The following is a 22,616-nucleotide window of genomic DNA, read 5'->3' on the forward strand; positions in this document are numbered from 1 at the left end:
TCAATTATAGATAAATGCAAACATTTAGTTATAAGGAGAGAGAGATGCGCGTCATTACGCTTGCGGGCAGCCCGCGTTACCCTTCCCGTTCCAGCGCCTTGCTGGAATACGCCAGAGAGACGCTCACCGCCGCCGATATCGAAGTCTGCCACTGGCATCTGCAGAACTTTGCCCCGGAAGACCTCCTGTACGCTCGTTTTGACAACCCGGCGCTGCAGACGCTCAATGAACAGCTGGCCGGGGCTGATGGCCTGATCATCGCCACGCCGGTGTATAAAGCCTCGTTCTCCGGCGCGCTGAAAACGCTGCTCGACCTGCTGCCTGAGCGAGCGCTGGAGGGCAAAATTGTGCTGCCGCTGGCCACCGGCGGCACCATCGCTCACATGCTGGCGGTGGACTACGCGCTGAAGCCAGTGCTGAATGCCCTCAAGGCCCAGGAGATCCTCCATGGCGTCTTCGCTGATGACAGCCAGGTGACCGATTACCAGCATAAGCCGCAGTTTACCGCGAATCTGCAGCGGCGCCTTGATGACGCCCTGGAGACCTTCTGGCAGGCGCTGCATCGCCCCAGCAGCCGTGCGCCGTCGTTAACATCTCTGCGTGGGGTGGAGCATGCTTAATCCTCTCCGCGCCCTGACTCTGGGCGGACTGCTGCTATTCTCTACGCTGGGTCACGCCGCCCCGGCGGCGCCTGACGCTCTGCGCATCGGCTACCAGAAAGGCAGCGTCAGCATGGTGCTGGCGAAGAGCCATCAGCTGCTGGAGCAGCGCTATCCGCAAACCCATATCTCGTGGATTGAGTTCCCGGCCGGTCCGCAGATGCTGGAGGCGCTGAACGTCGGCAGCATTGATATCGGCAGTACCGGCGATATTCCGCCTATATTTGCCCAGGCGGCAGGCGCCGATTTGGTCTATATCGGCGCGGAGCCGCCCAAGCCCAAGGCGGAGGTGATCCTGGTGGCGCAGGGCAGCCCGATTCATAACGTTGCTGAGTTAAAAGGGAAAAAGGTCGCTTTCCAGAAAGGCTCCAGCTCCCACAATCTGCTGCTGCGCGCCCTGCAGCTCGCTGGTCTGAAATTTAGCGATATTCAGCCGGTTTACCTTGCCCCCGCCGATGCGCGCGCCGCCTTCCAGCAGGGCAATGTCGACGCATGGGCCATCTGGGATCCGTACTACTCCGCCGCGCTGCTGCAGGGCGGCGCCCGGGTACTCACTGACGGAACCGATCTGAAACAGACGGGATCCTTCTATCTTGCTTCCCGGCCCTACGCTGAACGCAATGGCGCTTTCATTGAAGGCGTACTCGACACCTTTACTCAGGCCGATGCCCTGACCCACAGCCAACGCGCGCAAAGCATTACGCTGCTGGCGAAAACGATGGGCTTACCGGAGGCGGTGATCGCCAGCTATCTGGACCATCGTCCCCCCACCGCGGTTACCCCGGTGAGCGCCGAAACCGCCGCTCGCCAGCAGCAGACGGCAGACCTGTTCTACGAGAACAAGCTGGTGCCAAAAAAAGTTGATATCCGGGCCCGCATCTGGCAGCCCACCGCCACACAAGGAGCGAAATCATGAGTCTGAATATTTTCTGGTTTTTACCGACCCATGGTGATGGTCGTTATCTGGGTACCGAAGAGGGTGCCCGTCCGGTCGATTATGGCTATCTGCAGCAAATCGCGCAGACGGCGGATCGGCTGGGCTTCACCGGCGTGCTGATCCCGACCGGACGCTCTTGTGAGGATGCGTGGCTGGTCGCGGCCTCAATGATCCCGGTGACGCAGCGGCTGAAGTTCCTTGTCGCCCTCAGGCCAAGCGTGGTATCGCCGACGGTGGCCGCGCGTCAGGCGGCGACCCTGGACCGGCTGTCAAACGGCCGGGCGCTGTTCAATCTGGTCACCGGCAGCGATCCTGCCGAACTGGCAGGCGACGGCGTCTTCCTCGACCACACCGAGCGCTATGAGGCCTCGGCTGAATTTACCCACATCTGGCGTAAGCTGATGGAGGGAGAAACCGTCACCTTTAACGGCAAGCATCAGCGCGTTCGCGACGCCAAACTGCTGTTTCCGCCACTGCAGCAGCCGCGTCCACCGCTCTATTTCGGCGGCTCGTCTGAGGTGGCGCAGGAGCTGGCCGCTGAGCAGGTCGATCTTTATCTTACCTGGGGAGAACCGCCGGCCCAGGTGGCAGAGAAAATAGCTCAGGTGCGAGAGAAAGCCGCCCGGCATGGTCGCCAGGTGCGTTTTGGCATCCGTCTGCACGTGATCGTCAGGGAAACCAACGAGGAAGCGTGGCAGGCGGCGGACAGCCTTATCTCCCATCTTGACGACGAGACGATCGCCCGCGCCCAGGCGGCTTTCGCCAGAACCGACTCCGTCGGCCAGCAAAGGATGGCGGCCCTGCACAACGGGCGACGCGATAAGCTGGAAATCAGCCCCAACCTGTGGGCTGGCGTGGGTTTAGCGCGCGGCGGCGCCGGGACCGCGCTGGTGGGCGATGCCGCCACCGTTGCCGAACGGATCAATGAATACGCCGCGCTGGGTATCGATAGCTTTATCTTTTCCGGCTATCCGCATCTGGAAGAGGCGTACCGGGTCGGAGAGCTTCTGTTCCCCCTGCTTGACGTCGCGGTGCCGTCCATCCCGCAGCCGCAAAGCCTGCGCCTGCAGGGGGAAGCGGTCGCCAACGAGTTTATTCCGCGTAAAGTAGCGCAAAGCTGAGGAGACCGTGATGGCAAAATCAACCCATCCCCTGTTGTTACGCCTCGCCCCCTGGCTGCTGCCGGTAGGGACGGTCATTGTCTGGCAGCTGGCCTCGTCCGTCGGCTGGCTGTCGACGCGGGTGCTGCCCTCGCCGGAGGGGGTATTGAAAGCGTTCTGGACCCTCTCGGCCAGCGGTGAGCTGTGGCAGCATCTGGCCATCAGCTCATGGCGGGCGCTGGTCGGCTTCGCCATCGGCGGCTCGATCGGGCTAATACTCGGCCTGATCAGCGGCCTGTCTCGCTGGGGCGAGCGTCTGCTGGATACCTCGATCCAGATGCTGCGCAATGTCCCGCATCTGGCGCTGATCCCGCTGGTGATCTTGTGGTTCGGCATCGATGAGACCGCCAAGATCTTCCTTGTCTCGCTGGGCACCCTGTTCCCGATCTATATCAACACCTGGCACGGGATCCGCAATATTGACCGTGGGCTGGTTGAGATGGCGCGCAGCTATGGCTTATCCGGCTTCGCCCTGTTCCGTCACGTGATATTACCCGGCGCCCTGCCCTCAGTTATGGTCGGCGTGCGTTTTGCCCTTGGTCTGATGTGGCTGACGCTTATTGTCGCCGAAACTATCTCGGCGAATGCCGGCATCGGTTATCTGGCGATGAACGCGCGTGAATTTCTGCAAACCGACGTGGTGGTAGTGGCGATCATCCTTTACGCCATCCTTGGCAAACTGGCCGACGTCTGCGCCCAGCTGCTGGAACGGCTCTGGCTGCGCTGGAATCCGGCGTATCATCTTCAGGAGGCTAACGCATGAACACTGCCCGTCTCAACCCAGGTATCCCGCTGCTGCTGAACGGGGTGACGAAACGCTATGGCGACAACACCATTCTTAACGAGCTGGATCTGCATATTCCCAGCGGCCAGTTTGTGGCGGTGGTAGGCCGCAGCGGCGGCGGCAAAAGTACCCTGCTGCGCCTGCTGGCAGGTCTGGAAAAACCAAACGCCGGCGAACTGCTGGCTGGCGCGACGCCCCTGGCGGCGATCCAGGACGACACCCGGATGATGTTTCAGGATGCGCGCCTGCTGCCGTGGAAAACAGTGATTGATAACGTGGGGCTGGGGTTAAAAGGCGCCTGGCGCGACGCCGCCCTGCAGGCGTTGGCCAGCGTCGGACTTGAAAGCCGCGCACAGGAGTGGCCGGCCGCGCTGTCGGGTGGGCAGAAGCAGCGCGTTGCGCTGGCCCGCGCGCTGATCCATCGCCCGCGCCTGCTGCTGCTGGACGAACCGCTGGGGGCGCTGGATGCCCTCACCCGTCTGGAGATGCAGGAGCTGATCGTCTCCCTGTGGCAGGAGCATGGCTTTACGGTCCTGCTGGTCACGCACGACGTCAGTGAAGCGGTGGCCATGGCCGATCGGGTGCTGTTAATTGAAGAGAAGAAGATTGGCCTCGATTTAAGCGTGGATATCCCGCGACCGCGGCGCACCGGTTCGGCGAAGCTGGCCGAGCTGGAGGCTGAAGTACTGGATCGGGTGATGAAACGCGGCGACAGCGAGCGTGCGCCGCGTTTGTTTAGTCATGGCTAACTAACGTCCCCGGCCCGCGCTTCGCTCGGCCGGGCTACCAAATCGCACAGCGCTGTAGCCCCGGTAAGCGAGAGCGCAACCGGGGATTTTGCCACCGTTACGCCAGCGCCTTACTGATTTTCTCGAACAGGTCGCCAGAGAGATTCTCCAGCCCCTTCAGCTGCTCCAGCGCGGCGCGCATCAGCGCCTGTCGCTTCTCATCATAACGCTTCAGACGAATCAACGGCTCAATCAGGCGCGACGCCACCTGCGGGTTACGCTGGTTAAGCTCGGTCAGCATCTCCACCAGGAACTGATAGCCGCTGCCATCTTCAGCATGGAACGCCGCCGGGTTGCTGCTGGCGAAAGCGCCGATTAACGAGCGCACACGGTTCGGGTTGCTCATGCTGAACGAACGGTGGTTCAGCAGACCGCGCACGGTTTCCACCACGTTGGCTGCCGGGCTGGTGGACTGCAGGATAAACCACTTATCCATCACCAGACCGTCCTGATGCCATTTGTCATCGTACTCCTGCATCAGCGCATCGCGGCACGGCAACTCAGCGGCAACCGCCGCCGACAGGGCGGCCAGCGCGTCGGTCATGTTATCTGCCTGGTGATACTGCGTCGCCACCAGCTTATCGCCCAGCGTCGGTTCCGCAAACGCCAGATAGCGCAGGCAGGTATTGCGCAGAGCACGTTTACCAATATCGGCGTGCTCCACCCGATAGCTGTCGAGCTTATTGGCGTTATAAACCGCGAGGAATTCGTCCGCCAGTTCGTTCGCCAGGGTGCGGGTGAGCGCTTCGCGCACGGCGGCGATGGCGATCGGATCGATAATCGCGAACATCTCGGCGATTTCGTTGGCTGACGGCAGGGTTAAGATCTCAGCGGCCAGCGCCGGATCAATCTTCTCATCCAGCAGGATGGCGCGGAAGGCATCCGCTACGTGCACCGGCAGCGACAGCGGCTGCCCCTGCTGATGGCGGTTGACGTTCAGCTTGATGTAAGTCGCCAGCAGGCTCTGCGCCGCATCCCAGCGCGAGAAATCATTCCGCGCGTGACGCATCAGGAAGGTCAGCTGCTGATCGCTCCACTTGTATTCCAGTTTCACAGGCGCTGAAAATTCGCACAGCAGCGCCGGCACCGGCTGGAAATAAACGTTATCGAAGACGAAAGTCTGCTCGGCCTGGGTCACATTAAGCACCGGGTGTACCGGGTGACCGCCCTTCTGCAGGGGGATCACCTTGCCCTCGTTATCGTACAGCTCAATGGCAAACGGGATATGCAGCGGCTGCTTCTCGGCCTGCTCGGCGGTCGGCGGCGTACGCTGGCTGATGGTCAACGTATACTGCTCGGTCTCCGGATTATAGTCGTCATGCACGGTGACGATTGGCGTACCGGACTGGCTGTACCAGAGGCGGAAGTGCGACAGGTCGACGTTAGAGGCATCTTCCATCGCCTGCACGAAATCGTCGCAGGTGGCGGCGCTGCCGTCATGGCGTTCAAAGTACAGCTGCATCCCTTTCTGGAAGTTTTCTTCACCCAGCAGGGTGTGCAACATGCGGATCACTTCGGCACCCTTTTCATAGACCGTCAGGGTGTAGAAGTTGTTCATCTCGATAACCATATCCGGACGGATCGGGTGCGCCATCGGGCTGGCGTCTTCGGCAAACTGCAGCCCGCGCATGGTGCGCACGTTGTTGATGCGGTTCACCGCCCGTGAGCCGAGGTCGGAACTGAACTCCTGATCGCGGAACACGGTCAGCCCCTCTTTCAGGCTGAGCTGGAACCAGTCACGACAGGTGACGCGGTTGCCGGTCCAGTTATGGAAATATTCATGACCAATCACGCGCTCAATATCGAGGTAGTCTTTATCGGTGGCGGTATCGGTACGGGCCAGAACATATTTGGAGTTAAAGACGTTGAGTCCTTTGTTCTCCATGGCACCCATATTAAAGAAGTCGACGGCGACAATCATATAGATATCGAGGTCGTACTCGAGGCCAAAGCGCTCCTCATCCCACTTCATAGAGTTTTTCAGCGAGGTCATCGCCCAGGGAGCGCGATCGAGGTTGCCGCGATCGACGTACAGCTCCAGCGCCACTTCGCGGCCAGAGCGGGTGCGGAATGAATCGCGCAGGACGTCAAAATCACCGGCCACCAGCGCAAACAGATAGCACGGCTTCGGGAACGGATCCTGCCACTGTACCCAGTGACGACCGTTCTCCAGCTCCCCTTCCGCCATACGGTTGCCGTTGGAAAGCAGGAACGGGTATTTCGCTTTATCGGCGATAATTTTGGTGGTAAAGCGCGCCAGCACATCCGGACGGTCCAGATACCAGGTGATATGGCGGAAACCTTCCGCTTCGCACTGGGTGCACAGCGCTTCGCCTGACTGATACAGGCCTTCCAGCGCGGTGTTCGCCGCCGGGCTGATCTCATTGACGATGGTCAGGGTGAAATGCTCCGGCAGGCCGCCGATCACCAGCTGATTGTTTTCTTCTTTATAGTCACTCCACGGCTGGCCGTTCACCTGCAGAGCGATCAGGGTCAGATCTTCGCCGTCCAGGCGCAATGGCACATCAGACGCAGCCGCGTGGCGGGAGACCTTGCTCTCGGCCGTAACAACGGTTTTTGCGGCATCCAGGTCAAAGGTCAAATCGATATCACTAATCAGATACTCCGGCGCACGATAGTCGTGGCGGTATTTGGCTTGGGGCTGTTGTGTCATAAAAAACCTTTAGCATCTTCGGTAAAGTGTCGTCCCAGTCTATTCCTGTTGTGTCAATCGCGCTATGCAGAATCTTCATCTTTTCAACGTGAAACACGGAAATCGCTACATTTTGTTAACACTCGCGGCACGAAATGCCCTCGACCCGACGCAAAGCTTGTGGTGTGATCCATGTTCAATATATTAAACTAGGCCTCGCAAATGACCGTTAGCGTCACCATTGCTCGCCATCGCGGGACAGAGTCGGGTAATAAAGGTATACTCCGCCTCCATTTTCCGCGTTGGTTTCGATGGAACGCTCCAGTGAGAGGATGCTACTGCGCACCATGACACAATTCACTTCTCCTGTACTGCACTCGCTGCTTGATACGGATGCCTATAAGCTGCACATGCAGCAGGCTGTCTTCCACCGCTACGGCGATGTGCATGTGGCGGCGGAGTTTCGCTGCCGCGGAGACGACCTGCTCGGCATCTATGCCGACGCGATCCGCGAGCAGGTGGAGTCCATGCGCGACCTGAGGCTGCGGGATGATGAATATCGCTGGCTGTCCACCCTTCCCTTTTTTCGCCAGGATTACCTCAACTGGCTGCGCGATTTTCGCTATGACCCGAGCCAGGTCACGGTCAGCAATGACAATGGTAAGCTGAACATTCGCCTTACCGGCCCATGGCGGGAAGCCATCATGTGGGAAGTCCCGCTGCTGGCGGTGATAAGCGAGTTGGTCCATCGCTATCGTTCACCAGAGATGGGCGTCGATCAGGCGCTCAACACGCTGGAACATAAGCTAGGCGACTTCGCCACCATGACCGCTGACCTCGACATGAGCGCCTTCCGTCTGATGGACTTCGGCACCCGCCGTCGTTTCTCACGCGAGGTGCAGGAAGGTATTGTGCGGCGTCTGCAGCAGGAACCATGGTTTGTCGGCACCAGCAATTACGATCTGGCGCGCCGTCTGAATTTAACCCCGATGGGTACCCAGGCCCATGAGTGGTTCCAGGCCCACCAGCAGATCAGCCCCAGCCTTGCCAGCAGCCAGCGGGCGGCCCTTGCCGCCTGGCTGGAAGAGTATCCCGACCAGCTGGGCATCGCGCTGACCGACTGCATCACTATGGATGCGTTCCTGCGCGATTTCGGTCCGGAATTCGCCACCCGCTATCAGGGGTTGCGCCACGATTCCGGCGACCCGGTGGAATGGGGAGAAAAAGCTATCGCCCATTATCAGAAGCTGGGTATCGATCCGCTGAGCAAAGTGCTGGTCTTCTCCGATAATCTCGACCTGGCCAAAGCCGTCGATCTGTACCGCCACTTCGCCTCGCGGGTGAAGCTCAGCTTTGGGATTGGCACCCGTTTAACCTGCGATCTGCCGCAGGTTAAACCGCTCAATATCGTGATTAAGCTGGTGGAATGTAATGGCAAGCCGGTGGCGAAACTCTCCGACAGCCCGGGGAAAACCATCTGCCACGATAAGGCCTTCGTCCGCGCCCTGCGCGAGGCTTTCGACCTGCCGCCGATTAAAAAGGCAAGCTAAAAAACATGGCCCGACGGCATTCTGCTATCGGGCCAATCAATATCACTCCTGCGGCAGACGGGCTCTGACGACCTCGGCAAAATACTCCGCGCCAGTTAGCAATATCTCATCATTAAAGTCGTAGCAGGCATTATGCAACGGTGTATTGCCCTGAGCATCTGAACTATCGCCGTTGCCTAAAAAGATGAAACAGCCGGGGATTTTTTGCAGAAAAGCGCCAAAATCTTCCGAAATCATCATCTGTGCGACGTTGCCGTCCACCTTCTCAGCCCCTACCACGTTAATCGCAGCGGTGACCGCTACATCAACGCATTGCTGCCAGTTCACCGTTGGCGCAAATTCATGGGTATAGCTGAACTGGCACGTCGCACCGTGCATCGCGCAAATCGCTTCGCTAATGGTACGCATTCGTTCTTCGAGCAGCATCTGCACCTCCGGTGCAAAGCTGCGCGTATCCCCTTTGATTTCGACGTGCGTCGGAATCGCATTGCGGATGCCATCGGTGTGCAGTTCAGTACAGGAAATGACCGCTGGCACGTTCGGATCAACATTTCGCGAAACAATTGTCTGCAAAGCCAGGATGATTTCCGCCGCAATGACCAGCGGATCTTTCGCCATATGCGGCCGCGCCGCATGCGCTCCCTGCCCTTTAATACGAATAATAAAGTTATCTTCACTGGCCATAATGCCACCGACTCGCGTGGCGATAGTCCCGGCTTTCATACCCGGCATATTATGCAGACCGTAGATTTCCTCTATGCCAAAGCGTTCAATAACGCCATCGTCCATCATCGCTCTGGCGCCATAGCCAGGTTCCTCAGCAGGCTGAAAAACAAAGCAGACCGTGCCGTTAAAATTCTGCCGCTGCAATAGCAACTGCGCCGCGCCCAGCGCAATGCAGGTATGACCATCATGTCCGCAGCCGTGCATCCGCTCGGCGGTCATGGAGCGGTAAGACCAGTCTCCCTGTTCGGTCAATTGAATGGCATCGATATCGGCACGAATAGCGATAACGCCCTTCCCGTCGCCGCATTTCAATCTCCCCACCACCCCGGTTTTGCCAATATCGCGGTGCACCTCAATGCCCATAGCTTCGAGCTTTTCGGCAATAAACCGTGAAGTATTCTGCTCCTCGAAGGCGCTTTCCGGATGGGCATGCAAATAGTGACGCCAGGCGATAAGCTGCTGCTTTAGCTGTTGCTGATTCATTCTCTGCTCCTGTAAACATTAGTCCATACGCTGGGCGCGCTGTAAAACCACCTGCAGCAGCACATTGGCGCCAGCAATCAGATCTTTGGCTGCGCTATGTTCTTTGACGTTATGGCTAATGCCATCGACGCAGGGGACAAAAATCATCCCGGCGGGACATACCGACGCCATAAATTGTGCATCGTGTCCGGCGCCGCTTGGCAAACGTCGGTAACTGAGCGCCTGACGCTCCGCCTCGGCTTCCACCGCATTGACGATCTCATCGGCAAAAATGACCGGATTAAAGCGCACCAGTGAGCGGCTGGTTATCTCCACGCCCTCTTCCTGCGACGTTTTCGCGACAAATTCGGCCAATTGCTGCTCCGCCAGACATAAGATCGCATTATCGGTATTGCGGAGATCCACTGACATGACGACATGGTTGGGAATGACGTTGATCAGATTAGGCTTCACGCTGAAATGTCCAACGGTAGCTACCTGATTACCACCAAGGCTTAGCGCCAGCTCACGGGCAAAAACAGCGATTTTCGCAGCCGCCAGCCCGGCATCACGTCTCATGGACATTGGGGTAGTACCCGCATGATTCGATACGCCTCTCAGGGTAAATTCCTGCCACGAAATACCCTGTACGCCGGTAACCACGCCAATATCAATCTGCTCTTTATCAAGAATTGGTCCCTGTTCGATATGCAGCTCAACGTAGCTATCTACCGCCATATCTCCCGGCTGACGTTCGCCTTTATAACCAATGTTACGCAGCGCTTCATCGAGCGTGATACCGTCGAGATCTTTTGCCGCGAGCGCCTGCGCCAACGGATACTCGCCGGCAAACACCACGCTGCCCATCATATCGGGCTGAAATCGCACCCCCTCCTCGTTAGTAAAGAAGGTTACCGCCAACGGTCGTCGGGTGCGGATCCCGGCATCCTGGAGGGTGGCAATCACCTCAAGGCCGGCCATAACGCCGTAGTTGCCATCGTATAACCCACCTGTGGCGACGGTATCGATATGTGACCCCATCATCACCATCGGCAACGTCTCCTCGCCGTGATAAACGCCGGTGACATTGCCGATAGCATCAATTGACACGCTCAGGCCCAGCGCCTTCATGCGGGCTACAACAAAGTCCCTGCCGGCTTTATCTTCGGCAGTCGCTGCCAGGCGGCATACACCGCCGCCTGGCAGCGCACCATGTTCGCCAAGTGCATACAGGGAATCGATAAGCCGTTGGCCGTTAATCTGCAGATAATGACTCATATAACATCTCGCTAATAATGGTGGTTATTGGAACATGCCGTAAAAAATGGCAGATACGGTGATAAGACCGATCAGGGTGACGAAAACGTTGCTCGCTTTACCGCGCCAGGGGGCAAGCACCGGTAATTTATGAATGGCGTACATAGGCAACAGCAGCAGAATTGCCGCCCCGGTGGGACCGCTGATGCATTCGATAATACCGAGGATACTGGGGTTCTTGTACGCGGCGAACCAGCAGGTAAGCACCATAAACACCAGGATGACCGCGTCGACGAGGCGAATACCAGGTTTTTTACCGCGTGCGGCGGCGGCCTCCAGAATCAGGTCGCGCAGCGATTCATAGGCGCCGATGTAGTGGCCAAGAAATGATTTAGTAATAGCGACAAAGGCGATAATCGGCGATAGCCAGGCAATAATCGGTGTATCGTACTGATTGGCCAGATAGGACAAAATCGACAGATTCTGGGCTTTGGCTTCCGCCAGTTGCTGCGGCGACAGGCTTAACACGCAGCTGAGAACAAAAAACAGCACCACCACCGTCATGAGCAGGATACCGTAGCGCTGGATCTGCGCACATTTACCCTCAGCGAGCGCCAGACCGTAACGCTGCTTCTGGCGCACCACCATCGGCGAAATGATGGGATAGTGGTTAAACGACATCACCAGTACCGGGAAGGTCATCCACAGGGATAATATGATCCCCTGCGTATCGCCCGTGGCGCTGAAGCTTACGGTTTGCAAAATTGCGCCGTTCCAGTGCGGAATCAGAAAAAGTGCCATAAAAATAAGCGAGATGATGAAGGGATAAACCAGGGTGCTCATCACCCGCATTATCAAACGCTGTCCGAAACGGACGATAAACATCAGCCCGAGGATCAGAACGATGGCCACCAGCGACCGGGGAGGCTCGGCCATTGCCAACTGGTGGGTGATAAAGCTCTGCGCGGTGTTGGTGATAGCCACCGCATACATAATCAGAATGGTATAGACGGCGAAGAAATAGATGACGGTAAATACTTTTCCCGCCAGCGCGCCAAAATGCTCGCCAATAACATCGGTAATACTGCTTTCCGGCGTATTGGAAGAGTAAATGAATCTCGCCAGACCGCGGTGAGCCAGATAAGTAATAGGAAAAGCGAGGACAAAAACAATCAGCAGCGGCCAGAAGCCGCCAATTCCGGCATTAATCGGCAGAAACAGCACCCCGGCGCCAATGGCGGTACCGAACAGGCCAAGGACCCAAACGGTATCTTCGCTATGCCACTTTGCGGGATCGGAATATCCTTTATTGATAATTATATTTTCAGTATTCATCGGTCAGGTTCTCTCTATGCATGACGCGAAAGCGCGTATGTTTTCGTTATGAGTCAGAACGCTTGTCATACCGAGGGCTTGTAGGGTAGGTAAGATGGCCCCCTTGTTATTGTCGATAGCGCTCAACCATTACGGCCAAACCAGACGATGTCTTCATAGACATCGGGTGATGTATCTCCTTCCGTGCTGATTAACAGAACCTGTGCATCGGCATTCAGGCGCAGCGATTCGGCAAGCTCGCGATACGCCGGTTGAGTCATCAGCGCATAAAGCACTCCTGTGCCAATAGCGCCGGATTCCCCGGAGACAAAAGGTTCGTCAGTACCTGGTCGCGGAGCGGCCAACAGGCGCATGCCGTTGGCCGCCAGACAATCGTCGGCGGAAATAAAACAGGTGGCATGGTCGCGGAGCATTGGCCAGCTGGTGATATTAGGTTCACCACAGGCAAGCCCGGCCATCAGGGTTGACATATCCCCGCCGACGCTGTGCGGCAGTCCGTCATTAATGGTTGCCGAGCGAAACAGGCAGTTCGCCTTGTGCGGCTCAACGATGATGATGGTGGGAGCCTGCTGCTGCATCTTTTCGATGAAATATCCCATGATGCTACCGGCAAACGACCCGACCCCGGCTTGTAAAAACAGATGCGTCGGCATCGACGCTCCGCTTTCTGCCAGCTGCTGCCAGATTTCAACAGCGAGGGTCATATAGCCTTGCATGATCCATGTGGGGATCTGCTCGTAGCCCTGCCAGGCGGTATCCTGGAGTAGAACCCATCCCTGCTCGCGCGCGGTTTTGGCCGCCAGCCGAACTGTGTCGTCGTAGTTCAGTTCAGTAATCGTGCATTCGGCGCCATGCCGGCGAATATTCTGCGCGCGTACCGGCGACGAGCCCTTTGGCATATACACCACCGCACGCAGCCCAAGCTGCTCAGCCGCCCACGCCACGCCACGTCCGTGGTTACCGTCGGTAGCAGTCACAAATACGATGTCCTTGATACGCGCCTTAATCACTGGTGAATTAAGCTCGGCAAAGCTCAACGTATTAATATCTCGCTCAAGCAGAGCGGCGAGATATTTCCCCATCGCATAAGATCCGCCTAATCCTTTAAACGCATTCAAACCGAATCGCTGCGCTTCATCTTTTATATGGATCGATCCCAGCCCCAGCCGCTGGCTTAAAAATTCCAGCTTACGCAGCGGCGTGACCCGGTAATCAGGAAATTTTTGATGGAATGCCAGCACTTCGTTCCCCACGCTTTCATTCAGCAGACTCAAGTCTGCTCCCTGGCCATAGGGCTGCCGCCGGGCGTTAAGTTGAAATTTAATTGTGTCCACTATTCAGGCACCTCTATTTTCATATCGTCCTGCGACGATAACGTTATTTGCGACCATTCCGCCTAAACAACGGGTGCACGGATCCGTGCGGCCTGAGACAGGACGGTCGCTTTAAATTGGTTAAGTCAGAATGTGAGAGGCTTTTTGTCGCGATATACCGCTTTCCCACTGCCTGTGATGGTACACTGCGCCCGGCGGTTAATTGGCGCAAAGTTGCCCATCGCGCCGCAATTTTCACTCTGTTTTATCATTCTCACGCAACAACGTTGCATTAGTGAGGTTGATCACAGGCTTGCAGGACGAGATATATGATGAAACTTGACGCATGGGATAAAAAAATTCTTACGCTCTTGCAGCGTAATAATCGCTTGTCGCAACGGGAGATCGCCGATCGGATCAGCCTGTCTCCTTCGGCAGTCAATCGGCGTATCGCTGCACTGGAGGATGCAGGAGTGATTAAAGGCAGTGTTAGCTTAGTGGACGCCAGTAAAGTGGGAAGACCAATCACCATTATGGTGCAGGTGACCATTGAGAATGAACGTCTCGATCTGCTTGAGGAGGATAAACAGCGTTTCGTAACCTGTCCGCAAGTGCAGCAGGTCTACTATGTCACTGGCGACTTCGATTTCCTGCTCGTGATCAACGTCCGTGATATGGCGGAATACGAAGCGCTAACCCGTGAACTCTTTTTTGCCTCGGGAAATATCAAGTCTTTCCGGACCATCGTGTCGATGCAAAATGCGAAGCAGGAAATGACGGTCATTATCGAGTAAGTCGTGTAAAAGTCGACATGGGGAGCCAAAGAACGCCCCGGAGGTGTATTTATTTCCGAAATCCACCCTTCCCTGTGCGAAATCTACTTGTCTGATGGAAGATGACAGGTAACATAGATATCCCCCCGCTGTTGGGGGAAGAGACTTTTTTATTGGACTACATAGAGAGATTATTATGAGCGTTGTGCCTGTAGCCGACGTACTCCAGGGCCGCGTTGCCGTTGACAGCGAAGTCACGGTCCGCGGATGGGTGCGTACCCGCCGAGATTCTAAAGCTGGCTTTTCTTTCCTCGCCGTCTATGACGGTTCCTGCTTTGATCCTGTACAGGCCGTTATTAATAATTCTCTGCCCAATTACAATCAGGAAGTGCTGCGTCTGACCACCGGCTGCTCGGTGATTGTCACCGGTAAAGTCGTAGCTTCTCAGGGTCAAGGTCAAAGCTTTGAGATCCAGGCGACCAGCGTGGAAGTGACCGGCTGGGTAGAAGACCCGGACACCTACCCGATGGCGGCCAAGCGCCACAGCATCGAGTATCTGCGTGAAGTAGCGCACCTGCGTCCGCGCACCAACCTGATTGGCGCGGTAGCCCGCGTGCGTCACACCCTGGCGCAGGCGCTGCACCGCTTCTTCAACGAACAGGGCTTCTTCTGGGTTTCCACCCCGCTGATCACCGCCTCCGATACCGAAGGCGCCGGCGAAATGTTCCGCGTGTCGACGCTGGATCTGGAAAACCTGCCGCGTAACGATCAGGGCAAAGTCGATTTCGACAAAGACTTCTTCGGTAAAGAGTCGTTCCTGACCGTTTCCGGCCAGCTGAACGGCGAGACCTACGCCTGTGCGCTGTCGAAGATTTATACCTTCGGCCCGACCTTCCGCGCCGAGAACTCCAACACCAGCCGCCACCTGGCGGAATTCTGGATGCTGGAGCCGGAAGTGGCCTTCGCCAACCTGAACGACGTTGCCGGCCTGGCGGAAGCGATGCTCAAGTACGTCTTCAAAGCGGTACTGGAAGAGCGTGCGGACGACATGCAGTTCTTCGCCGAGCGCGTGGATAAAGACGCTATCGACCGTCTGCAGCGCTTTATCACCGCTGATTTTGCCCAGGTGGATTACACCGACGCCGTCACCATTCTGGAAAACTGCGGCAAACAGTTCGAGAACCCGGTGTACTGGGGCGTGGATCTCTCCTCTGAGCACGAACGTTACCTGGCCGAAGAGCACTTCAAAGCGCCGGTGGTGGTGAAAAACTACCCGAAAGACATTAAAGCGTTCTATATGCGCCTTAACGAAGACGGTAAAACCGTCGCGGCAATGGACGTTCTGGCGCCGGGCATCGGCGAGATTATCGGGGGTTCCCAGCGTGAAGAGCGTCTCGACGTGCTTGACGCGCGTATGGCAGAGATGGGGCTTAACAAAGAAGACTACTGGTGGTATCGCGACCTGCGTCGCTACGGCACCGTGCCGCATTCCGGCTTCGGTCTGGGCTTCGAACGCCTCATCGCTTACGTCACCGGCGTGCAGAACGTCCGCGATGTTATTCCGTTCCCGCGGACGCCGCGCAACGCGACATTCTAAATTTTTCTGACATCAATCTGAAAGGCCAGCGCAAGCTGGCCTTTTTTTATGTCAATTACTGTTAGTAAAATTCAACAACCTTAAACATCAAGACCTGGAAATCACAATTATGTTACGCACTGTTTCGGTGCATCCTGGTGATGCAGATCGCACTTTATGTTCATAACTGAGCAAAACCGCTGATAAATTTGCTCATTTTTTGACCTTTACCCGCACATCTTGCAAAGACAGAGACTGAATAAAAAGAATACGAATTCAATACACAAAATGAACGAATTGCCGCTTAGCCAAATTAATCATAAATAATTCATATAGATAGATAAGCAATCGCGTTTTCCCTTATCCGGTGGAACGGAATTTTGATTAAGTTCACAAAGTTCCGTTAAATACACATTTAGTTACATGATTTTTCGTTTTGTTACTCATATGAGATATTCGTAGCATTTTCCGGCTAGCGAAACGTTGTCGCGGATGGAAAGATGCCTTCAGACACCAAACTCTCATCAATGGTTCTGTAAGTTTTTATTGACAGAACTTATTGACGGCAGTGGCACGTGTTCATATAAAAAATATTAATGAGGGTAATAAATAATGATGAAGCGCAATATTCTGGCAGTGGTGATCCCTGCCCTGCTGGTAGCCGGTGCAGCCAACGCTGCAGAAATCTATAACAAAAACGGCAACAAACTGGACTTCTATGGAAAAATGGTCGGCGAGCACGTCTGGACCACCAATGGCGACACCAGTAGCGACGATACCACCTATGCCCGTATCGGCCTGAAAGGCGAAACTCAGATCAACGATCAGCTGATCGGCTACGGCCAGTGGGAATACAACATGGACGCGTCCAATGTTGAAGGTTCCCAGACCACAAAAACCCGTCTGGCGTTCGCGGGCCTGAAAGCGGGCGAATACGGTTCATTCGACTATGGCCGTAACTACGGCGCGATCTACGACGTCGAAGCGGCAACCGATATGCTGGTTGAATGGGGCGGTGACGGCTGGAACTATACCGACAACTACATGACCGGTCGTACCAACGGCGTCGCAACCTACCGTAACTCCGACTTCTTCGGTCTGGTTGACGGTCTGAGCTTCGCGCTGCAGTACCAGGGTAAAAACGACCATGACCGTGCGATTCGCAAGCAGAATGGCGACGGCTTCAGCACCGCAGCCACCTACGCGTTCGACAACGGTATCGCACTGTCTGCAGGCTACTCCAGCTCTAACCGTAGCGTCGATCAGAAAGCTGACGGCAATGGCGACAAAGCCGAAGCCTGGGCGACCTCTGCAAAATATGACGCTAACAACATCTATGCGGCCGTCATGTACTCCCAGACTTACAACATGACTCCGGAAGAAGATAACCACTTCGCCGGTAAAACTCAGAACTTTGAAGCAGTTGTACAGTATCAGTTTGACTTCGGCCTGCGTCCGTCCATCGGCTACGTACAGACCAAAGGCAAGGACCTGCAGTCGCGTGCTGGCTTCTCCGGCGGCGATGCGGATCTGGTTAAATACATCGAAGTGGGTACCTGGTACTACTTTAACAAGAACATGAACGTCTACGCTGCGTATAAATTCAACCAGCTGGACGACAACGATTACACCAAAGCGGCTGGTGTCGCCACTGACGACCAGGCGGCCGTGGGTATCGTTTACCAGTTCTAATCTGCAGTACACCCCTTCGTGATATGCCTTCAAAGCAGGACTTCGGTCCTGCTTTTCTGTATTCGTGAGACAAAGATCGTCTCTTTCGAAAACCTTCGCGCTTTTTGTCGCAAACGGTTGGCAATTCGTTATTCTCCCGTTAACCTGATAGCGGATTTCCCTTCAGTAATCACAATGGAACCTCGTCATGTTTGAGAACATTACCGCCGCCCCAGCCGACCCGATTTTAGGTCTGGCCGATCTGTTTCGTGCCGATGACCGCCCTGAAAAAATTAACCTCGGAATTGGTGTTTACAAGGATGAAACCGGTAAAACGCCCGTTCTGACCAGCGTCAAAAAAGCAGAGCAGTATCTGCTGGAAAATGAAACGACTAAAAACTATCTGGGCATCGATGGTATTCCTGAATTTGGTCGCTGCACCCAGGAGCTGCTGTTCGGTAAAGGCAATGCGATTATCGCTGATAAACGCGCCCGCACCGCGCAGACACCGGGCGGTACCGGTGCGCTGCGTGTCGCCGCAGACTTCCTCGCCAAAAACACCGACGTGAAACGTGTGTGGGTAAGTAATCCGAGCTGGCCGAACCATAAAAGCGTATTCACCTCTGCCGGGCTGGAAGTGCGCGAATACGCATACTACGACGCGGCTAACCACGCGCTGGACTTTGATGGTCTGCTGGCCAGCCTGAACGAAGCCCAGGCGGGCGACGTGGTACTGTTCCACGGCTGCTGCCACAACCCGACCGGTATCGATCCGACGCTCGATCAGTGGCAGCAACTGGCGCAGCTGTCGGTGGAAAAAGGCTGGCTACCGCTGTTCGATTTCGCCTACCAGGGCTTCGCCCGCGGTCTGGAAGAAGATGCTGAAGGGCTACGCGCTTTTGCTGCTCTACATAAAGAGCTGCTGGTCGCCAGCTCCTACTCGAAAAACTTTGGCCTGTACAACGAGCGCGTCGGCGCCTGCACTCTGGTCGCCGCGGATCAGGAGACTGTAGACCGCGCCTTCAGTCAGATGAAGTCGGTGATCCGCGCCAACTACTCCAACCCGCCTGCGCATGGCGCCTCCGTGGTCGCCACCATTCTGAGCAACGATGCGCTACGGGCAATCTGGGAGCAGGAACTGACCGATATGCGCCAGCGCATCCAGCGTATGCGTCTGCTGTTCGTCAATACCCTGCAGGAGAAAGGCGCGAGCCGCGACTTCAGCTTTATCAGCCAGCAGAACGGCATGTTCTCATTCAGCGGCCTGACTAAAGAGCAGGTGCTGCGCCTGCGTGAAGAGTTCGCCATCTATGCGGTCGCTTCCGGACGTATCAACGTGGCCGGGATGACGCCTGACAATATGGCGCCGCTGTGCGAAGCCATCGTCGCCGTACTGTAAGCGATAGTATTCGGTATAAAGAAAAAGGCCGCGAATGCGGCCTTTTTTATGTGTTCGCGTCATGTCTGTTACCAGACCGGCATCTCATCCTGCAGAAACGGGTTATTACGGCGTTCCTCACCCAGCGTCGACAGCGGACCATGGCCGGGAATAAAGGTCACATCATCGCCCAGCGGCAACAGCTTTTCCTTGATAGCCGCAATCAGCTGCCCATGGTCGCCGCGCGGAAAATCGCTGCGTCCCACCCCGCCTTTGAAAATCACGTCTCCGGAGATCAGCAGTCGGGAGGCGTCATCAAAAAAGACCACATGGCCCGGCGTATGGCCCGGGCAGTGCAGCACCTGCAGCGCCACATTCCCCACATTGACCACATCGCCTTCATTGAGCCAGCGATCCGGACGCAGCGGTTGGCAATCCTCCAGGCCGAACATCCGGCTTTGCGCCGGTAATCCTTCCAGCCAGAACTCATCCTCTTTTTCCGGACCAATAACCGGTACGCCATAATGCTGCGCCAGTTCAGCCGCGGCGCCAACGTGATCGAGGTGGCCATGCGTCAGCAGGATCTGCATCAGCGTGACGCCAGCCTCCGCCACCACCGCTTTGATACGTTCAGCATCGCCGCCAGGATCGACCAGCGCCGCCAGCCGGGTTTGCCCGCACCAGATAAGAGAACAGTTCTGCGCGAACGCGGTAACCGGAATAATACGATAGTTCATGACGCTCCTTTCGTTACCAGTGCCTTACGGGACCGGTATCAATATGCACAAAGTTACTACGTGGGTAATATCCTACACCACCTGCGCGCATAGATAACGCCGCTTTGCGAATATTGCTTAACGAAATACCTTCAATATGGAAATCCATCGCCTGCCCCTTGGTGTGATAGCTGTGTTTCGCTACACCACGGCTTCGTGCGCGAAGCTCATCGTTGGTATCGAGGGAACGATAGCCAGAGATAAGCTGGACAGGTTTGTTGGTGCCAAGTAGTCCCTGCAACCGATAAAGATGATCGAACAGATTTGGATCGATGGACTTAATTTTATTCGCGCGATAGTCACGGAAAAAATGGTTAAGTCTTGCTAATTCATCCTGAATATAGCCTCTGCCATCGAAAAACTCCGCCCTGAGCGATTCACCGGTATGCAGGTTATTCAGCGTCAAAATACGCGGACGGGGGGTCGAGAGGGTGGCAAATGCCGGCGCAGGGAGAATGGCGGCAGCACCCAGCGCAGCGCCACCCAACGCCAGCAATCTGCGGCGATTAGCGTCAAATTTGTCCATGATAATCAGGTCTACAGTCAATGAATCGTTATATACTTTTTCCGCTTTGCGCGATGCCAGGATCAGCTCGCTATCGCTCGCCACGACCGAGATGTTGCCCGGCAAAGGAGAACGTTCGCGCTAACCGCGCTACGCATTGAGCGGAATGATATGTATATGCACTTCTGGCGCACGAAAGGCACCTTACCGGGCATTATTGCCAACGTCAAGGCAGCCTCACCCCAGGAAAATCGGGCGCTGCAGAGGTGCTGCGCCCTTTTTTACCCAGTGCTAGGACAACAAAATCCATTGAACTACTTCATTTACCTGATTAATTGTTCCGCTTTCGTCAGAATTTGTGCGCTGGATCGCGCGGTGATATCGTAATTGTAAATATCTGTTCGATATTGTGTACGTCCATCAGCGTCCACAAACGCCGTTAAGTAATATAAATTCACCGGTATATTTTGCCGAATATTGACATAGCGCGTATCCCCCTGCTTCAGGGCGTCGGAAATGCGCGTGTCATTCCAGCCCGCGTCCTGCAGCAGCATATTGGCCAGCTCCGAGGCTTTATTCACCCTGACGCAGCCGGAACTGAGCGCACGGACATCCTTCTGAAACAGATTATGGTTCGGCGTATCGTGCAGATAGATAGCATCCGAACTCGGCATATTAAACTTGTAACGCCCCAGTGAATTACGTGCCCCAGGCGCCTGCTGAAAACGGAACGGTAAATTGTTCTCGGTGATGGTTGACCAGTCAACCCGGTAAGGATCGATGGTCTCTTTACTGTTCCAGCCGCGCATCACGGTGTAGCCATGCTGCTCCAGATAGCCAGGATTATTACGCACCTTCGGCAGAATATCTTTGCGCGCCAGGGTGGGCGGTACGTTCCACGGCGGATTGACCACTACGTTGTTCAGCGCGCTGCTCATCATCGGCGTCTTGCGGTCCGGACGTCCGACGATCACCCGCGAGGCCAGCACCTGACTGCCGTCCTGGTAATAGACCAGCGAAAACGCGGGAATATTCACCATGATACCGGTCGATAGTTTGCCTGGCAGCAGACGTAGACGCTGAATGTTCAGCGCCAGCACGCCAGCGCGCTGCGCCGATGAGACATTGAGCCAGTCACGGGTGGATTGGCCGATGACCCCATCCGCCCCCAGCCCCTGCATGGCCTGAAAGCGCTTAACGCCCTCCACCAGCTGGCGATCGTACACACCGCGCGCCGCGGGCTTGCTCTTTTTCTTCGCCGAAGGACTCACCACGTCGCCGGGCAGAACGATATTGGCGGAATTTTCCAGCATCCCAGTACGCTGGAGGATCTCGCGCAGCGCGCCGATATCATTGCTCCATTCTCCCGGGCGCAGCGAGCCGCTGCCGGTCATCTGCGGCCATGGACGTGAATCAGCCACCAGCGCCAGCAGCGACTGGTGCATGGCCTCATACTGCGGATGACGCGGCGCCAGGCCGGCGATAAACGCCGGCAGGGAGCCATTATCCAGCGCCAGCTGCCACTGGTTAATCACCGACAGCGGCGGGGTCGCCATCTTGTACGGTGTCGAGCTATATAACCAGCGGGTCCCCTGGGTGGGGATGCCGCTGATAAAGTGCAGATAGCCCATCATGGCATCAGACAACACCACATCGCGCGCCATGCCGCTGACGGCAGGATCGGTCAGCAGACTGACCCAGGTGGTAAACTGCGGCTGAAAACCGGCGATGGCGATCTCCGCCAGCTGCTGCTGGAACGCCTGCACCGCCTCGCGGTTTTCCCACATCGGTTTCATATCCCTGGCGGCGTATAGCGAGACCAGCGGATTCATAAAGACGGGTTTGTAGCCAGCCGGCAATAGCGCTTCGATCTGGGCGCGACTGTTCGCCGCGGCTTCCATCGACAGCGGCTGCTCACCGGCCAGCTTTGCGACCGCCGGCGATTGCCCGTCGCTTTGCGACAGCGCGACGGAAAGCTCTCCAGGCGTAGCGGAGCTATCACCTGGTACGACTTCAGGCTCTGCGGCCTGGACATTGAACAGCGGAGCAAATGCCATTGCCAGGCTCAGACTGAGCGCTGACAATGGACGACCATACCGTTTCTTAAGCAACATCCCTTGCCCCCTGTTGTCACACATTGCCGCCCACAAATTCGTGGGCTTTAACACAGTATATAAAGACGAAAAGGCTTTTGCCTTACCTAATGTAAAGAAGCTTAAAGATTATACCACCCTGGCATAGCAAGCTGGATAGCAAAAAGGGCAACTTAACGTTGCCCTTTTCAGCGCTTACCCGCCAGTAGTGAGCTGCATC

At 56.2% G+C, this 22,616-nt stretch carries 17 protein-coding genes and 1 pseudogene; 10 read left to right on the forward strand and 8 right to left on the reverse strand.

Annotated features, from left to right (window positions below; all coding sequences use genetic code 11):
* The first annotated feature begins 44 nt into the window (after positions 1 to 44).
* The 5 genes and pseudogenes from ssuE to ssuB all read left to right on the forward strand — a co-directional run bounded on the left by ssuE (position 45) and on the right by ssuB (position 4,289).
* Positions 45 to 620, forward strand: a complete 576-nt coding sequence (gene ssuE, locus IB144_RS17330) for an NADPH-dependent FMN reductase (protein ID WP_002898296.1) — start codon at positions 45 to 47, stop codon at positions 618 to 620.
* Positions 613 to 1,612 (forward strand): annotated as a pseudogene (locus IB144_RS17335) (sulfonate ABC transporter substrate-binding protein). Before ssuE ends, IB144_RS17335 begins: the two are co-directional and overlap by 8 nt.
* Positions 1,572 to 2,717 (forward strand): FMNH2-dependent alkanesulfonate monooxygenase, encoded by a 1,146-nt coding sequence (ssuD, locus tag IB144_RS17340; protein WP_032419135.1) that lies wholly within the window; start codon positions 1,572 to 1,574, stop codon positions 2,715 to 2,717. Before IB144_RS17335 ends, ssuD begins: the two are co-directional and overlap by 41 nt.
* Positions 2,718 to 2,727: 10 nt before the next feature.
* Positions 2,728 to 3,519: an aliphatic sulfonate ABC transporter permease SsuC gene (gene ssuC, locus IB144_RS17345; protein WP_004141755.1), complete on the forward strand. Its 792-nt coding sequence runs from the start codon at positions 2,728 to 2,730 to the stop codon at positions 3,517 to 3,519.
* Positions 3,516 to 4,289: an aliphatic sulfonates ABC transporter ATP-binding protein gene (ssuB, locus tag IB144_RS17350; protein WP_004150838.1), complete on the forward strand. Its 774-nt coding sequence runs from the start codon at positions 3,516 to 3,518 to the stop codon at positions 4,287 to 4,289. Before ssuC ends, ssuB begins: the two co-directional genes overlap by 4 nt.
* A 97-nt stretch (positions 4,290 to 4,386) precedes the next feature.
* On the opposite strand, the gene pepN is transcribed toward ssuB, so the two are convergent.
* Complete coding sequence (gene pepN, locus IB144_RS17355; protein ID WP_002898220.1) at positions 4,387 to 7,002, reverse strand: aminopeptidase N; 2,616 nt, start codon at positions 7,000 to 7,002, stop codon at positions 4,387 to 4,389.
* 326 nt (positions 7,003 to 7,328) lie between these two features.
* Here pepN and pncB point away from each other — a divergent pair, with 326 nt between their 5' ends.
* Positions 7,329 to 8,531, forward strand: a complete 1,203-nt coding sequence (pncB, locus tag IB144_RS17360) for a nicotinate phosphoribosyltransferase (RefSeq protein WP_002898217.1) — start codon at positions 7,329 to 7,331, stop codon at positions 8,529 to 8,531.
* A gap of 42 nt (positions 8,532 to 8,573) precedes the next feature.
* Here pncB and IB144_RS17365 read toward each other — a convergent pair whose 3' ends face one another.
* The 4 genes from IB144_RS17365 to dpaL form a co-directional block, all read right to left on the reverse strand.
* Positions 8,574 to 9,740, reverse strand: coding sequence for a M20 aminoacylase family protein (locus IB144_RS17365; protein WP_004147828.1), 1,167 nt, complete (start codon positions 9,738 to 9,740; stop codon positions 8,574 to 8,576).
* Positions 9,741 to 9,758: 18 nt separating this feature from the next.
* The gene (locus IB144_RS17370) at positions 9,759 to 10,997 is read right to left on the reverse strand and encodes a Zn-dependent hydrolase (RefSeq protein WP_004141764.1); all 1,239 of its coding nucleotides are present in this window, start codon (positions 10,995 to 10,997) and stop codon (positions 9,759 to 9,761) included.
* 24 nt (positions 10,998 to 11,021) lie between these two features.
* Entirely contained in the window at positions 11,022 to 12,311 is a 1,290-nt protein-coding gene (locus tag IB144_RS17375; protein WP_032419136.1) for an aromatic amino acid transport family protein, read from the reverse strand.
* Between the two features lie 122 nt (positions 12,312 to 12,433).
* Positions 12,434 to 13,585 carry a diaminopropionate ammonia-lyase gene (dpaL, locus tag IB144_RS17380; RefSeq protein WP_019704435.1) on the reverse strand — a complete coding sequence of 384 codons (1,152 nt, stop codon included), beginning with the start codon at positions 13,583 to 13,585 and terminating at the stop codon, positions 12,434 to 12,436.
* Between the two features lie 371 nt (positions 13,586 to 13,956).
* Between dpaL and IB144_RS17385 the strand changes: the two genes are divergently transcribed.
* From IB144_RS17385 to IB144_RS17400, 4 genes are all read left to right on the forward strand, one after another.
* Entirely contained in the window at positions 13,957 to 14,418 is a 462-nt protein-coding gene (locus tag IB144_RS17385) for an Lrp/AsnC family transcriptional regulator (RefSeq protein WP_002898209.1), read from the forward strand.
* Between the two features lie 175 nt (positions 14,419 to 14,593).
* Positions 14,594 to 15,994 (forward strand): asparagine--tRNA ligase, encoded by a 1,401-nt coding sequence (asnS, locus tag IB144_RS17390; RefSeq protein WP_002898206.1) that lies wholly within the window; start codon positions 14,594 to 14,596, stop codon positions 15,992 to 15,994.
* Positions 15,995 to 16,585: 591 nt separating this feature from the next.
* Positions 16,586 to 17,665: a porin OmpK35 gene (gene ompK35, locus IB144_RS17395; RefSeq protein ID WP_004141771.1), complete on the forward strand. Its 1,080-nt coding sequence runs from the start codon at positions 16,586 to 16,588 to the stop codon at positions 17,663 to 17,665.
* A 187-nt stretch (positions 17,666 to 17,852) separates the two neighbouring features.
* Positions 17,853 to 19,043 (forward strand): amino acid aminotransferase, encoded by a 1,191-nt coding sequence (locus IB144_RS17400; protein ID WP_002898202.1) that lies wholly within the window; start codon positions 17,853 to 17,855, stop codon positions 19,041 to 19,043.
* Between the two features lie 68 nt (positions 19,044 to 19,111).
* Here the strand turns inward: IB144_RS17400 and IB144_RS17405 are convergent, their stop codons facing one another.
* The 3 genes from IB144_RS17405 to ldtD all read right to left on the reverse strand — a co-directional run bounded on the left by IB144_RS17405 (position 19,112) and on the right by ldtD (position 22,417).
* Positions 19,112 to 19,759, reverse strand: coding sequence for an MBL fold metallo-hydrolase (locus IB144_RS17405; protein WP_002898200.1), 648 nt, complete (start codon positions 19,757 to 19,759; stop codon positions 19,112 to 19,114).
* Positions 19,760 to 19,772: 13 nt separating this feature from the next.
* The gene (locus IB144_RS17410) at positions 19,773 to 20,324 is read right to left on the reverse strand and encodes a YcbK family protein (RefSeq protein ID WP_002898198.1); all 552 of its coding nucleotides are present in this window, start codon (positions 20,322 to 20,324) and stop codon (positions 19,773 to 19,775) included.
* 302 nt (positions 20,325 to 20,626) lie between these two features.
* Positions 20,627 to 22,417, reverse strand: coding sequence for a L,D-transpeptidase (ldtD, locus tag IB144_RS17415; protein ID WP_004211429.1), 1,791 nt, complete (start codon positions 22,415 to 22,417; stop codon positions 20,627 to 20,629).
* Positions 22,418 to 22,616 lie beyond the last annotated feature (199 nt).

The sequence above is a fragment of the Klebsiella sp. K4 genome, assembly GCF_014596785.2.
Taxonomy (GTDB): Bacteria; Pseudomonadota; Gammaproteobacteria; order Enterobacterales; family Enterobacteriaceae; genus Klebsiella; species Klebsiella pneumoniae.